This window comes from Niastella koreensis GR20-10, assembly GCF_000246855.1.
Classification (GTDB): domain Bacteria; phylum Bacteroidota; class Bacteroidia; order Chitinophagales; family Chitinophagaceae; genus Niastella; species Niastella koreensis.
Genome location: NC_016609.1, coordinates 8574582 through 8588591 on the forward strand (window position 1 = coordinate 8574582; position 14010 = coordinate 8588591).

The 14010-nt window shown below is 45.7% G+C and carries 13 protein-coding genes and 1 pseudogene; 8 read left to right on the plus strand and 6 right to left on the minus strand.

What is annotated here, in order from left to right; all coding sequences use genetic code 11:
• Nucleotides 1–129: 129 nt before the first annotated feature.
• From NIAKO_RS34525 to NIAKO_RS37480, 5 genes are all read right to left on the minus strand, one after another.
• Nucleotides 130–870, minus strand: a complete 741-nt coding sequence (locus tag NIAKO_RS34525) for a LytR/AlgR family response regulator transcription factor (RefSeq protein WP_014223145.1) — start codon at nt 868–870, stop codon at nt 130–132.
• 41 nt (nt 871–911) lie between these two features.
• Nucleotides 912–1949, minus strand: coding sequence for a sensor histidine kinase (locus NIAKO_RS34530; protein WP_014223146.1), 1038 nt, complete (start codon nt 1947–1949; stop codon nt 912–914).
• Nucleotides 1950–2015: 66 nt separating this feature from the next.
• Nucleotides 2016–2375, minus strand: a complete 360-nt coding sequence (locus NIAKO_RS34535) for a DUF4288 domain-containing protein (RefSeq protein WP_014223147.1) — start codon at nt 2373–2375, stop codon at nt 2016–2018.
• A 36-nt stretch (nt 2376–2411) separates the two neighbouring features.
• Nucleotides 2412–3371: a LiaF transmembrane domain-containing protein gene (locus NIAKO_RS37475; protein ID WP_014223148.1), complete on the minus strand. Its 960-nt coding sequence runs from the start codon at nt 3369–3371 to the stop codon at nt 2412–2414.
• 329 nt (nt 3372–3700) lie between these two features.
• The gene (locus tag NIAKO_RS37480; protein ID WP_014223149.1) at nt 3701–4354 is read right to left on the minus strand and encodes a Crp/Fnr family transcriptional regulator; all 654 of its coding nucleotides are present in this window, start codon (nt 4352–4354) and stop codon (nt 3701–3703) included.
• Between the two features lie 252 nt (nt 4355–4606).
• Between NIAKO_RS37480 and NIAKO_RS39880 the strand changes: the two are divergent.
• The 6 genes and pseudogenes from NIAKO_RS39880 to NIAKO_RS34570 all read left to right on the plus strand — a co-directional run.
• Nucleotides 4607–4756 (plus strand): annotated as a pseudogene (locus NIAKO_RS39880) (MerR family transcriptional regulator); the annotation flags it as partial.
• Between the two features lie 3 nt (nt 4757–4759).
• Complete coding sequence (locus NIAKO_RS34550) at nt 4760–5488, plus strand: hypothetical protein (RefSeq protein WP_242675412.1); 729 nt, start codon at nt 4760–4762, stop codon at nt 5486–5488.
• A gap of 37 nt (nt 5489–5525) precedes the next feature.
• Nucleotides 5526–7007: a phytoene desaturase family protein gene (locus NIAKO_RS34555; RefSeq protein WP_014223151.1), complete on the plus strand. Its 1482-nt coding sequence runs from the start codon at nt 5526–5528 to the stop codon at nt 7005–7007.
• Entirely contained in the window at nt 7004–7840 is an 837-nt protein-coding gene (locus NIAKO_RS34560; RefSeq protein ID WP_014223152.1) for a phytoene/squalene synthase family protein, read from the plus strand. The genes NIAKO_RS34555 and NIAKO_RS34560 overlap by 4 nt, the downstream gene beginning before the upstream one ends.
• A 22-nt stretch (nt 7841–7862) precedes the next feature.
• Nucleotides 7863–8327: a sterol desaturase family protein gene (locus NIAKO_RS34565; RefSeq protein ID WP_014223153.1), complete on the plus strand. Its 465-nt coding sequence runs from the start codon at nt 7863–7865 to the stop codon at nt 8325–8327.
• A 1-nt stretch (nt 8328) separates the two neighbouring features.
• Complete coding sequence (locus tag NIAKO_RS34570; RefSeq protein ID WP_014223154.1) at nt 8329–9033, plus strand: lycopene cyclase domain-containing protein; 705 nt, start codon at nt 8329–8331, stop codon at nt 9031–9033.
• On the opposite strand, the gene ade is transcribed toward NIAKO_RS34570, so the two are convergent.
• Nucleotides 8971–10626, minus strand: coding sequence for an adenine deaminase (gene ade, locus NIAKO_RS34575; RefSeq protein ID WP_014223155.1), 1656 nt, complete (start codon nt 10624–10626; stop codon nt 8971–8973). The two genes, NIAKO_RS34570 and ade, sit on opposite strands and share 63 nt — an antisense overlap.
• A 107-nt stretch (nt 10627–10733) precedes the next feature.
• On the opposite strand from ade, the gene NIAKO_RS34580 reads away from it, so the two are divergent.
• Together NIAKO_RS34580 and NIAKO_RS34585 are read left to right on the plus strand one after the other, a co-directional pair.
• Nucleotides 10734–11456: a LolA-like protein gene (locus NIAKO_RS34580; protein WP_014223156.1), complete on the plus strand. Its 723-nt coding sequence runs from the start codon at nt 10734–10736 to the stop codon at nt 11454–11456.
• 114 nt (nt 11457–11570) lie between these two features.
• The gene (locus tag NIAKO_RS34585; RefSeq protein WP_014223157.1) at nt 11571–13946 is read left to right on the plus strand and encodes a TIM-barrel domain-containing protein; all 2376 of its coding nucleotides are present in this window, start codon (nt 11571–11573) and stop codon (nt 13944–13946) included.
• Nucleotides 13947–14010: the final 64 nt, after the last annotated feature.

Here is a 14010-nt window from a genome sequence, read left to right on the forward strand (position 1 = left end):
ATAACGCTAATATTATCCGCAGGAATCCGTACGGGTTAATGCAAGTATGCTAATTAAGTAATATGTATATTTGTTTATAAGTGTTACGCCTTATTCATGTATAAGTTACATTGTGTAGTTTGGGCTGGTTTAAATGCCTAAAACAGTCTTCAGCCTGGCATAGCCGTTTTTGCTAACCGGTACCTGGGCGCCGGTTTTTAACTGGGCCAGATAGCTTTCTTTTTCATACGGATCGATTCGGGTAACCAACTGCACATTAACCATATAAGAGCGGTGGGTGCGTACAAACTGATCGGGGTTCAATACTTTTTCAAAGTGCCCCATGGTTTTATTTTTCAGAAAAGCGCCTTCTTTGGTATGGATCTTTACATAATCATCCGCAGCTTCCAGGTAATGCACTTCATCAATAGGGATGATCTTTATTTTATTGCCGGTTTTAACCACAATGCGCTGGTTTTGTTGAGGGCCCTGCGCTGCGGTATCCAGCAGGTCGCGGGTATTGTTGGAAGCAACAGCAGTATCGCGTTTTGTTAAGCGCTCGATGGCTTTATCAAAACGTTCCTGGCTAAAAGGCTTTAACAAATAATCTACGGCGTGGCTTTCAAACGCCTTGATCGCATATTCATCAAAGGCAGTGGTGAAGATCACGGCCGGTGGTTGTTCAACCAGTTCCAGCATTTCAAACCCGTTGATCTTTGGCATTTGAATATCCAGGAAAATCACATCGGGTTGGTGTTGCATGATCGCCTTCATGCCTTCAAAGCCATCGTTACATTCCTGCATTACCGTAATGGAAGGGTGGTTTTGCAGGTATTCTTTTACTACCATCCGGGCCAGAGGCTCATCATCTACAATAATGGCTTTTTTCATCTATATGCTTTTTCTATTATTAATACTAAGTTCGTGAACGGTTAGGAAGGCTGCGGGATTTTTATAACAGTGGTAAACTGGTTATCGGTATGGCGGGTATTCAGCAGATCATTCCGCGCAAATAATAAATACAATCTTCGTTGAACCGAACTTAATCCAAAACCTGTTCCCTGTTTGGGCGATGAGGTTTCCGGATCAAACGGGTTTTGAATAGTGATCACCAGATAATTGTTTTCCACCGTGGCTGCAATGCTGATGGTTACGGTATCGGTAGTATCGTATAAGCCAAACTTGATGGCATTTTCAACCAGGGGTTGTAACAGCATACTGGGCAATTGCAGTTTGTCGCAGGTTTCACTGAGAACGGTAGTGTTTAACCGGTGACCGAAGCGCACTTTTTCAATATCGAGATACAGTTGTAAATGTTGTAATTCATCTTCCAGGCTTATCCACTGGTTATCTTCTTTTTTCAGGGTGCCACGTAAAAAATCTGACAACTGTTGTATCATTTTACGCGCCTGGGCCGGTTGAATGGTTATCAGGGCGCTGATTGAATTCAGGCTGTTGAATAAAAAATGGGGTTGTAACTGTTGACGCAGTTTATACAACTCCGCCTCACGGGTCATTTTCTCCGCATCGGTTTTCCGGTGCTCACTGTCTTTTTGTTCTTCCAGGGTATAGAACAATTCACTGATCAGGGCTACACATAAGGTGATGAGTAAGGCAATGTCAAACCGGATAGACATAAACCGGTCGAGGAATTGCAGGTACGCGGTTTCAGCCGGATAAATGTTTTGCATGGCGTATTTCACCATCGCACTCCACAACCAGGCCTTTACTGCACAAACGATGATGAGATAAATATACTTTCCCTTTTTTGGCCGGTAATACTTAAGGTTATTAATAACAAGAACGGTGATCGCTGCCAGCAACAAATTGCTCACCAGGCTGTCCATAGCAGCTATCTTTCCGGGCAGGCCCCAGTCCTGCAGGATCTTAACCTGCATCAGCGACCAGGCAAGCCAGGCTCCTACGAAAATGATCTTGTTCTTGAATGTACCAAGTGGTGATAGTGCCAAGGTGAAAACGTTTCAGGTTACAAGTTACAGGTTTCAGGTTTTTGTATTCGCGTTCAGCGTTCGGCGTTATAATAACTGTAAATACTTATGCGTACTGGCGGCTTTAATATGAGCGGCCTTTTTATTTACCAGCTCAATATACGAACCGGCATTATCGGTTTCCTGTATCCGTGAATATAATTCTGCCCCGTCAATAAGCGCAGATATTTTATATAACTCACATACATTCACAAACTGCCAGGTTACCAGTTTTTGTTGTTGGTTCAGGAACATTTCCTGTTCCTGTTCACCGATTGCTTTCGCTTTATCAAAGGCTTCGTTTTCATCAGCGGCCTGTACCAGTCGCAACTGTTCGTCAAATTGTGCGGTGTGTTCACCATCGCCGCAAACAATCCGGTATACTATTTTTGCCAGGAACCAGTTCATATCATAGATTTTTAATGGTTGGGAGAAATAAGATTATCAGTAACTTTTTATTTCAAGACCACCGAAGAAAGTAGTACCGTTTAAAATAAGCACTTTGTTCTCATCGTAATGGGCCTGTGGTGGTCGCTTGTCTTCGATGCCGCCAAAAATGGCGATCATTTCAGAGCGTATTTGCCAGTGGGGCGGAATGATAAGTTTGGCGCCACTGAAGATCTGGGTCATCTCTATGGATATGGTTCCATTGAAATCGGCCTGCGATAAATTTATTTCTACCCCGCCGAAGATGGACACCACATCGCCGCCCTTGAAGTTTTTTGAATACACCCGCTTTTTGATGTTGCCAAACACACACACAGCTTCTACCCAGTTATCGATGCCACCATTGGCGTTTGGGTTATTGGGCGTAACGATGTTTTCAGGGTTTGGGTTTTCTACAGTTGGGTCTGCCGGAATATCCTGTGGCTGTGGGGTATTTTGCCAACCCTGGTTATGGGCCCAGTTTTTCCATTCATTCCGGCGCCAGTCTTTTCGTTCTGCCCAGTTCCGCCATTCATCTTTACCCCAGCCCTCAGCGTCCTTCATTTCCTTGAACTTTTCCCAGCGATCGTGCCACATGCGGTGGCGGCGGGGAGCTACGATGATGATAAAACCCAAGACTATAATGAGTACCGGCCAAAGGAACATATAGATGCTCATGTTAGGCCAGATCTGTTGCAGCAGGAACACGGTACCTACGCCTGAAATAACTACCCAACCCGGATCTCGGAAGGCATTACCGGCGCCGGCCAGTAGGCCAAAGGCGATCACGATCATCGGCCAGGTAAACATCCAGGAAGGAAAGGGGAAACCAAAGGCCCTGGCCAGTAATAAGCCGCCTACGCACATCAACAGCAGGCCGGCCAGTACGCTACCGCTTCTTTTCCGTTTTCTCAGCCCCGCCTTCCTGTTTTCCCTTCTAAAGGCTTTCCGCTGCTCCTTGAGTGATTTATCGCGCATTTGATTATTAATTTTACACAAAGCTATCCCGCCCCGGCTCACCAGGCAAGCGCCGGCCGACAGGGAGAAGGCATACGTCGGTAAAACCGGTCAAATTACCGGTAAAAGCCCCGGGAAATTTAAAATGAGGAATTAGAAATGAGGAAGGTGCCGGAAATATTGAATGTTGAATATTGAATGTTCCAATGTTGAAGTAATGAAAACGGGTAAAAGCCGAAAGGTTAAAGGCAAAAGCGCCTTTGCCCTTTGCCTTTAACCTACTGCCCTGTCCGCCGAAGCTTTAGCGTAGGAGGGCCTACTGCCTTTCATGTCTGCCCTTTGCCTTCCAGCTAATTAAACTCATTAATACTCCTCGACAACTTACTCCTGATCCTGCTAAGCGTCTCCAGCGTCATGCCCAGGTAAGAAGCAATGAATTTAAGGGGAACCCGGTTCAGCAGTTCGCTTTTGGTGGCAATAAAATGTTTGTATTTGGAGGTGGCTTCCATCAGGCGGGCAATAAAGGCCCGTTCTTCTGCATCGCGATAATACCGCTCCAGAATTTTTCTGCCCACAATATTCGCTTCGGGGAAATTATCATACAGGTATTGCAAATCATCAAAGCTCAGGGTCGATAATTCGCAATCTTCCAGCGCCTGAATATTTTCGCGTGCAGGTTGCTGTAAGCCAAAGCTGGTAATACAGGTGGCCAGTTCCTGTTCGCCCGAGATCCAGGTAGTGATCTCTTTTTTCTCTTCTTTTATATAACTGCGAAGAATGCCTTTACGAATGAGGTAAACGTTTTTACAAACGGTGCCGGCGGCAATCAGGACCTCACCTTTATTCAACTGGCTGGGAAAGGCTTTTTGATTGATAAAGGCCTGGGCCTCGTTACTCACCGGGTGTACGTTCTTTACAAATACTGTGAAGGGAGATTCGGGAATTACAGTTTTGGTTAACCATTGTTCCACTCCTTGCGTCGGGTTGACTGTTGTTATCGGCATCACGTAAGGTTTTTGGTTCCAGAAATTGAGTACGATTAAAACCTTTATTGCTTCAAAGGAAAGGCGCAGGTAATAGTAAATGGTCGCCACTAAAGGTATAAAGAAAATTTTGTTAAACGGGATTTTAAACGGTGAAGTTTGTGTAAGATTTATTTAAACAAACCGGCGGCAACGGCTCAGATAAAAATAATTTGGCAATTATTGCTTGTTTAAATAAATTGTAAAAAATTTAAACAACTGGGACCTTTTACTATTTCGCAGTTACAACAATTTTCGGGCATAAAAGCACATACCATCCGTATTTGGGAACAACGGTACAATGCGTTACAGCCGGCCCGCAGTGAGGGTAATACCCGGTATTACAGCAGTGACCAGTTAAGACGCCTGTTGAACATCGTAAGCCTGATGAACACAGATAATAAGGTTTCTGAATTGTGCGCCCTCCCGGATGAAAAGCTGAACCGCCTGGTGGAAAAGCAGGCTGTGCAGCTGCAGCAGCCGGTAGTGCCCGAATTCGAGTTCTATATTTTGCAAATGGTGGCCGCAGCCCTTGAATACAACGAGCTGCGTTTTGACAAGGTATTTTCCAATGCGGTGTTGCGCTTTGGGTGGAAGGAGGTGTATGTGAACATTGTTTATCCTTCTCTTAACAGGTTGAGCCTGATGTGGTCAACCAGTGTGCTAGCTCCCGCGCAGGAACATTTCATAACCGGCTTGTACCGGCAAAAATTATTCGTGGCCATCGATGCCCAGCCCATTCCGGTGTCTGCTTCGGCAAAAGATACCTGGCTGTTATTTCTGCCCGAAGATGAACGGCATGAACTGGGTTTGTTGCTGGCCAGCTACCTGTTAAGACAGGCTGGAAAAAAAGTGGTCTGTCTTGGTGCTGACGTACCATATGATTCTGTGGTGGCTGCCGTAAAGGCGGTAAAACCCGGCAATCTTTTATTCTTCCTGGTACATAAAGACGATCCGGAAAACGATCAGGAGCTGGTATCCCGTATCTGCCAGCAATTTAATACCCTACACATTTATATGGCCTGCGATGTAGCGCGCTTAACTGAGCTCAAAAAGCCAAGGAATTGTAACCTGGTGCATACAGTGCAGGACCTGGTATCGGTTTTAGAAGTGTAATGTTTAAATAAAATTGTAAATATATAAACAGGTTGGAATGGCGAAACTGGGAGTCATAGGTGCCGGCTTTGCAGGGCTCAGTGCTGCCTGTTATTTGTCGGCAGCGGGGCACGAAGTGCATGTGTTTGAAAAAAATACCCAATTAGGTGGCAGGGCTGGTCAGCTGCATACACAGAATGGATTTGTGTTTGACAAAGGCCCAAGCTGGTATTGGATGCCGGAAGTATTTGAACGGTTCTTTAACGATTTTGGTTACCAGGTGAAAGACCTGTACCAGTTAGATCTGCTGAACCCTTCGTTCGAAATGATATTTGGCAAAAGCGACTCACTGGTTGTTCCGGCAACCTATAAAGAATTGCTGGATTTGTTTGAGTGTATAGAACCCGGAAGTGCAATTCGTTTGGATGAATTTCTGCAGGAAGCAGGGGTAAAGTACCGGCTTGGCATGGAGCAGCTGGTATACAAACCCGCCCTTTCCATAACAGAATATTTGTCGGCGAAATTGCTCTATAACTGCCTGAAGGCAGACGTTTTCCTACCCTTTAGTAAACACGTGAGAAAATACTTTTCCAATCCGCGGTTGATCGCTTTAATGGAATTTCCTGTTTTGTTCCTAGGAGCTAAACCATCCCAAACCCCGGCCTTGTACAGTCTTATGAATTTTGCGGGATTGAAACTGGGCACCTGGTATCCGCAGGGCGGATTCGGAAAAGTAATTGAAGCCATGCAGCGCATCGCTGAAAAGAACGGGGTTGTTTTTCATTGTAATGCCAATGTAGAAAAGATAATTACGGCAAAACAGCATGCAGTAGGATTGCGGGTGAACGGAGAAGCAGTTGTCTGTGATGGCGTAATTGGCGCAGCAGATTATAATCATATTGAGGAAACACTTTTGGCGCCCCATGAAAGAAATTATGATGATAAGTACTGGCGCCGGAGAGTAATGGCCCCTTCCTGTTTGATCTTTTATCTGGGAGTGAGTAAAAAAATAAAACGCCTGCAGCATCATTCCCTATTTTTCGATGCAAGCCTGAACGACCATGCCAACCAAATTTACCAGGACCCCAGCTGGCCAACCCGGCCCCTGTTCTATGTTTGTTGTCCTTCAAAAACAGATAACAGCGTAGCGCCCGCCGGCCATGAGAACCTCTTCCTGTTAATGCCCATTGCAGCAGGACTGGATGATACACCTGAAACCCGCGAGAAATATTATTCCATAATGATGTCAAGACTGGAAGGTTTTGCCGGTGAGTCAATTCAGCAACACCTGGTTTACAAAGAGAGCTATTGTATAAACAATTTTGTCAGCGAATACAATGCCTTTAAAGGGAATGCCTATGGATTGGCCAATACATTATCGCAAACTGCGGTGCTAAAACCTTCCATAAAGAACAAACACCTTAAAAACCTTTTTTATTCCGGCCAGCTAACCGTGCCAGGCCCCGGCGTACCCCCTTGCCTGATCTCCGGAAAGATAGCCGCAGAATTGCTCAATAATTATTTAACTAAAGGCGTATGAAGAATCTGTTCGACAGAGTATCCATTGAATGCAGTAAGATCACCACAAAAACATACAGCACCAGTTTTACCCTGGGCATACTTTTCCTCGACCGGCATTTACGTAATCCCATCTATGCTATATATGGTTTCGTTCGGTTTGCCGACGAGATCGTAGACAGCTTTCATGGCTATAATAAAAAAGAATTGCTTGCGGCATTCCGCAACGATACCAATATCGCCATTCAGGACAGGATCTCGCTGAACCCGGTTTTAAATGCATTTCAGGCAGTGGTAAATGAATATAAGATCGAGAGAAAATGGATCGATATTTTTCTAGACAGCATGGAAATGGACCTGTACTGCCAAACCCATGATGAGGAGAGTTATAAGAAATACATCTTAGGCTCCGCAGAAGCCGTGGGGTTAATGTGCCTGCATGTATTTACCAATGGCGATGCTGTTTTATTTGAGCGGTTAAAGCCTTATGCCATGCGCCTGGGAGCGGCTTTTCAGAAAGTAAATTTCTTACGCGATGCAAAGGCCGACAATGTGATGCTGGGCCGTACTTATTTCCCCTCGGTTAACCTGGGCAATTTTTCCAGGGCAGAAAAAGAAACGATAGAAGGGGAGATCGAGGCTGATTTCTTTGAAGCATTGAAGGGAATAAAGATGCTGCCGGTTTCTGCCCGCAAAGGCGTTTACCTGGCCTATTATTACTATTGGGTGTTGTTTAAAAAAATTAAACGGTTACCGGCAGACAGGATCCTGGTGGAACGCATTCGTATTCCCAATTTCCAGAAACTGGTGTTGATGGTGGAATCACATTTGAAGTATCAGTTAAACATTATTTAAAGGGGATTATAAATTGAAGCGTATGACGGTTATTTATCATCTGTTGATTGTGCTGGCGGCCTTTGTTGGGATGGAAGGCGTAGCCTGGTTCACCCACAAATATATTATGCACGGCTTGTTCTGGCGCCTGCATAAAGATCATCACCATAAGGAATCGCAGGGCTTTTTTGAACACAATGATTTTTTCTTTTTGATCTTCGCTCTGCCCGGTATTGCCGGTTTATTTTGGGGAATGCAAAACAATTATAACTGGGCTTTCTGGACGGGGCTGGGTATTACCCTGTATGGCCTTGCTTATTTTTTAGTACACGATATTTTTATTCATCAGCGTTTCCGCCTGTTCAGGAATACCAACAATGCATATTTCAAAGCAATCAGGCGCGCGCATAAAGTGCATCACAAACATCTGAACAAAGAAGAGGGGGAATGTTTTGGAATGCTCTGGGTACCTTTTAAATATTTTACCATGACCTCACGGGGGAATTAATATGCATGCTACTTACCTGCTCATAAACCTGCTTTCAGCTATAGTACCATTTCTGTTCTCCTTTTATCCGGCCATCCGGTTCGATAAACAGTTCAGGACATTTTTTATTGGCAACTTTTTAGCGGCTGTTTGTTTTATAGCCTGGGATGTTATATTTACTTCCCTGAACATCTGGGGATTCAATCACCGGTATACGCTGGGATTTAATTTGTTCAACCTGCCGGGTGAGGAAGTATTGTTTTTTATCTGTATCCCATTCGCCTGCGTATTTACCTATCATTGTTTTAATACCTTCTATAACATCACCTGGCCTGTATGGCTGGTTAAAACAATTGTGGTAGCATTAGCTGTGGTATTGCTTACCATTGGCCTGGTTCAGCATAATAAAGCCTATACAGCAGTATCGTTTATAAGTACAGGAATTTTATTGCTGGCTTTACTCTTTGTTTTTAAAGTAAAATGGCTGCCGGGTTTTTTAACCATTTATCCTTTGCTGCTGGTGCCCTTTTTTATTGTCAATGGTATTTTAACAGGTACCGGGTTACAACAACCTGTGGTGTGGTACAACAATGCCGAAAACACCGGCATCAGGGTGTTGACTATCCCGGTTGAAGATTTTATCTATGCAATGGAATTGCTATTGTTAAATCTTTTCTTTTTCGAAAAGCTTAAAAGCATCTCCGTCAAACAATCCCAGGTCGCTTAGCTTCAGATGCGGTATCACCAACAGTGCCATAAACGACAGTGTCATAAACGGCGCTGAAAGGGTGGATCCCTGCGATTTAGCCATGGCATCGATGGCCGTATAGGAGCGCGCCACCTCATATCCGTCGGCAGCGCTCATCAATCCTGCTACAGGCAATGGCAATACCTGCGAGCCTTGCGGGCCCACGCAGCTTACGCCCCCTTGTTGAGCAATAACCAGGTTTACGGCCTCGCACAAACTTTCATCATCAACGCCAACTGCTACAATATTGTGGCTATCGTGCGCTACAGAAGACGCAATGGCCCCTTGTTTTAATCCGGTGTTTTTTATAAATGCCAGTGCCACCACTGCATTGGAATAGCGGTTAACCACCGCTATTTTCAGGATGTCCCTGTCCGTATCACTCACCATTTGCCCGTCAATAATTTTGGGCGAAAGCATCCCTTTGTTGGTGATCAGTTGTCCATCCAATGCTTCAATAACCGGGATGTTTGTTTCACCCTTCCACGGTAGTTGAAAATCGGCAACGGTCTTTGCGCTGCAATTGAAATTATTGATGTGGGTGGATGTTTGTGAGGCAATGTTGGACGTGCCATGTTCAGCCACCAGCTCGCCATTGATAAAGGTTTGCAGCACATTAAACTGTTGCAGATCGCTGGCAACAATAAAATCAGCCGCATCGCCAACCCGCAGCAACCCAACCGGGAGGTTATAATGTAAAACAGGCGTTACACAGGCAGCCTGTAATACTTTGAACACGTCGATGCCCTTTGCTACTGCGCGGGCGCATAATTGATTGATGTGGCCTGCTACCAGGCTATCGGGATGTTTGTCGTCACTGCCAAACATAATGTCTTCGGGGTAATCATTCAGCAGATCGATCAGGGCTTCAAAATTGCGGGCGGCACTTCCTTCGCGGATGATGATGCGCATGCCATATTCCAGTTTATCCAGCGCCTCTTCGCGGGTAAAACATTCGTGATCGGTACTGATGATCACATTCCCCGGTTCACCTGCTTCAATATACTGGCGGGCCTGATCGCCGCGTAAACCCGGCGCATGCCCGTCGATGGGTTTGCCTGCCCGGCGGGCGGCCCAGATCTTATCCATCACCACCGGGTCGTTGTACAACACCCCGGGGAAATTCATCATTTCACTCAAATAGTGAATTTCTTCTTTTTGTAAAAGGGTTGCCACTTCAGCGGTATCGAGCGTGGCGCCGGCCGTTTCAAAAGTAGTGGCCGGTACACAGCTGGGCGCGCCAAAGAAAAATTTAAATGGAACCGTTTTGCCATTCTCTATCATATATTCAACACCCTTCATCCCACACACATTGGCAATTTCGTGCGGGTCGCTGACGGTGGCAACCGTACCATGCACCACGGCCAGCCGGGCAAACTGTCGCGGCACCAGCATGGAACTTTCAATATGCACATGACTGTCAATAAAACCCGGCAGTATGTATTGCTGCGCGGCATCTTTGTCTTCAACCGGGGTGATGGCTGTTATTTTACCGTTAACTACGATTATAGCAGCCGTGTATATTTTTTTCTCCTGGGTATTTACCAGTTTGCCCGTTATGGTGAATTGCATAGTCTCCGATTATTGGTGCAATATTAACTTAAAAAGATGGCAGGTGTTTCGTAATATTATGGGAATTACTTCCACTAATCTAATTGAATCAAAAAAGTAAAAGCACCATGAGATCCTTTAAAATTGTATTGTTGGCAGCCTGCATGCTCTCCGTAGTGTCGTTACAGGCGCAAACAGTTGATGAAATAATAAATAAATATTTTGAAGCACTTGGCGGAAAAGAAAAGGTAGCTTCTATGAAATCCGTCCATACCGAATACGATGTGGAAGTGAGCGGCATTGCGGCCTCGGGCGCTTCCTGGATAGTAAACGGAAAGGCTTTCAGAAATGAAATGAGTTTTAACGGGCAGCAGATGATCCAGTGTTATACAGATACAAGCGGCTGGTCGGTTAACCCCTTCATGGGCGAAATGACGCCTACGGTCATGACCGCCGATCAGGTAAAGGCAGGCGTGGGACAACTGGACCTGGCAGGCCCTTTGTATAATTATGCTGCCAAAGGAAATAAAGTGGAACTGTTAGGAAAGGAAACCCTGGAGGGTAAACCAGCTTTCAAGCTCAAAATAAAAACCCAGGCAGGCCCGGAGATCACCTCCTGGATAGACGCCACCACGTATTACCTGGTGAAAAACTACATCAAGGCCACCGTAAATGGCTCGGACATTGAAACGACCATGCTCACATCAAATTTTAAAAAGACCGATAATGGTTTTGTAGTGCCTTATACTATGCAGGTTACTATCTCCGGGCTTACCGTAGACATGACCAATAAAAAGGTTGAGATCAACCAGGATGTTGATATGTCGATGTTTGCGATGCCCAAACAATAGCTTTAACTTTTTATTGGCACCATATACTTTGCCCCGGCCCGCCGGGGCAATTTTATTGTTACCAAGTTTGTTTGTAACGGTTGTTTCTTTAATTTGATGCCTTAATCAGGTATTATGGAAATTAGTAAAGGAAGAATCAGCCTGGCCATATTGTTGATGGTTGCAGGAACGCTTCATGCCCAGCAGGTGATCGTAAACACGGTTGGGAAGGATCCCTTTGTTGGCAAAACCACTGAAGTGGTTTATAAAGCCAAGGAAGGCACCTGGACGTTTCAGGGCTTTAACAATGCCGTTATAAAAACAACGTACAAACCGGCCGGCTACAGTAAGAATGAACAGATCTCGGATGCCGTTACGGCCAAACCAGCGGCTGTTGGTACAAAGGTTACAGTTGCACAATCGCAAACGGTGGAATGGGATAACCTCACCAGCGTGGTGGTGCAGCGCGAAAAGTTTTATTATAAAGCCGGGAAGGAAGTAAAGGTAAAATCTGCTTCCTATTTTGCGCAGGGCGATACCCGCGGGTTCCGTTTTCAATTGTTCAATGATGAACAGATCTTCGGCGGGGGCGAACGCGCTGTAGCCATGAACCGCCGCGGCCATCGCTTCAATCTGTATAACACCGTTTCAGCTGATTATGGGCTGGGCGCCGAGAACCTGAGCTTCTCCGTTCCCTTCTTCATTTCTTCTGCCGGTTATGCCCTGTTTTTTGATAACCCGTCAAAAGGTTATATCGATATCGGGTTAACCGATAAGAATACCCTGGAAGCCGGTTTCATCAGCGGAGAGCTCACTTACTATGTAGTGTTTGGAAAAAACCTCGATGAGATCATGGCCAATTATTCTTCCATCACCGGCCGCCAGCCATTGCCGCCCCGTTGGGTATTTGGCAATTTTGTTTCCCGTTCCGGCTACAAAAGCGAAGAGCAGGTACACCAGGCAGTTGGTAAAATAAAGCAGGATAATTTTCCCATGGATGGATTGCTGTTTGACGCCGCCTGGTATGGCGATAATGGGAAGGCTTCTATGGGGAACATCGATTGGGTGAACACGCAGAAATGGCCCAATCCCAAACAAATGCTTACCGATCTCAGAACAAAGGACAATCTGAAATCAATACTTATTACCGAACCCTATATTTTACAGAATACAAAAACGTTTGTTGAGGGAACGCCAATCATGGTAACCAGCGCCGATGGGCTCGTAGATATTTTCCGCAAACCGGCGCAGGACTTTATCTGGAAATTCTACAAAAAGCAGGTAGCTAATGGGGTAAGTGGCTGGTGGCTCGATGGGGCAGAACCCGAAAAGCATCCGGCCAGTTGGACGCACAACATGAAAGATCTTGGCGTAAACCGCCCCATGGACGCAGAGGAGGTGCATAACGTATATGCGCATTACTTCAGTAAAATGTTCTTCGAGAAATATTCATCCGATGTAAGCGACCAGCGCCTGGTGTTGTTTAACCGGTCGGGGTTTGCAGGCAGCCAGCGGTATGGCGTTTTACCAGGGTCGGGCGAGGTGGCGCGCAGCTGGGCCGGCCTCAAATCACAACCGCTTGTTTTATTGGGAATGAGCCTGAGTGGATTGCCTTACATCCATTCCGATGCCGGCGGATTTGCCGCCGAAGGGGCCGATGCGGAGCTGTATACCCGCTGGTTACAATTTGCAGCCTTTACGCCTGTGTTCCAGCCGGGTGGCACCGTGCCGGGAGAACCGTATAAAAGTATTGCCCGTACTTATACAAAACTGCGTTACCAGTTACTGCCTTATAACTATTCATTAAGCTACGATCAGGCAGTGTGGGGCAGGCCGTTGATGCGTCCTTTGTATTATTACAGTTTTGCCGACAGCGTTGCCTTGAAAGCAGAAGATGAATATATGTGGGGCGATAATATACTGGTAGCGCCCATTACCAGCCAGGGTGCTACTGCACGCATGTTGTATTTACCTGCAGGTAAATGGTATAGCCTGGCTAACAATTCGGTTACTGACGGTGGCAAGTACATCAATCAGCCGGCCGATATAAAACAACTGCCGGTATTTGTACGCGAAGGCAGTTTTGTTCCATTGTGGTTCTCAAAAGATACCATCAGATCAACTGACGCCTTCAACTCAAAAGATATCACCATCCGGTATTATCCATCTTCTTACGCATCTACCTATGTTTGGTACGATGATGATGGCAGCAGTACCAGAACACTGGAACGGGCCGATTACGAACTGGTGACCTTTAAAGGAATTACGGAAGGGAAAAAAGTAACCATCGATATCACCACCAACAACCCCAATCAATACGGAAAGAAATTCAAACGCACCTTCCGGTTTGAATTACCGGTTGCCCTCGCCAGCGAGGCAACGGTTAATGGTAAACCCGTAGATGCCGGTAGTTTTGGTAAACAGCCCGATCCGTTCCAGCAGCTTTCTAATGAGTTTCTAACGGTTGAGTTTAACGGAAAACCGGTGAAAGTGGAGATCACGTTGAAGTAAATCGTGAGTGGTGACCATTCACCTGCCCGGTCATGTGAATAATTTAATATAGCTAAACAAATTG

Bases quoted from the DNA above. Each gene is read 5' to 3' on its own strand.
- NIAKO_RS34525 (WP_014223145.1), bottom strand. From the start codon at position 870: ATGAAAAAAGCCATTATTGTAGATGATGAGCCTCTGGCCCGGATGGTA.
- NIAKO_RS34535 (WP_014223147.1), bottom strand. From the start codon at position 2,375: ATGAACTGGTTCCTGGCAAAAATAGTATACCGGATTGTTTGCGGCGAT.
- NIAKO_RS37475 (WP_014223148.1), bottom strand. From the start codon at position 3,371: ATGCGCGATAAATCACTCAAGGAGCAGCGGAAAGCCTTTAGAAGGGAA.
- NIAKO_RS37480 (WP_014223149.1), bottom strand. From the start codon at position 4,354: ATGCCGATAACAACAGTCAACCCGACGCAAGGAGTGGAACAATGGTTA.
- NIAKO_RS34550 (WP_242675412.1), top strand. From the start codon at position 4,760: ATGAACACAGATAATAAGGTTTCTGAATTGTGCGCCCTCCCGGATGAA.
- NIAKO_RS34555 (WP_014223151.1), top strand. From the start codon at position 5,526: ATGGCGAAACTGGGAGTCATAGGTGCCGGCTTTGCAGGGCTCAGTGCT.
- NIAKO_RS34560 (WP_014223152.1), top strand. From the start codon at position 7,004: ATGAAGAATCTGTTCGACAGAGTATCCATTGAATGCAGTAAGATCACC.
- NIAKO_RS34565 (WP_014223153.1), top strand. From the start codon at position 7,863: ATGACGGTTATTTATCATCTGTTGATTGTGCTGGCGGCCTTTGTTGGG.
- NIAKO_RS34570 (WP_014223154.1), top strand. From the start codon at position 8,329: ATGCATGCTACTTACCTGCTCATAAACCTGCTTTCAGCTATAGTACCA.
- ade (WP_014223155.1), bottom strand. From the start codon at position 10,626: ATGCAATTCACCATAACGGGCAAACTGGTAAATACCCAGGAGAAAAAA.
- NIAKO_RS34580 (WP_014223156.1), top strand. From the start codon at position 10,734: ATGAGATCCTTTAAAATTGTATTGTTGGCAGCCTGCATGCTCTCCGTA.
- NIAKO_RS34585 (WP_014223157.1), top strand. From the start codon at position 11,571: ATGGAAATTAGTAAAGGAAGAATCAGCCTGGCCATATTGTTGATGGTT.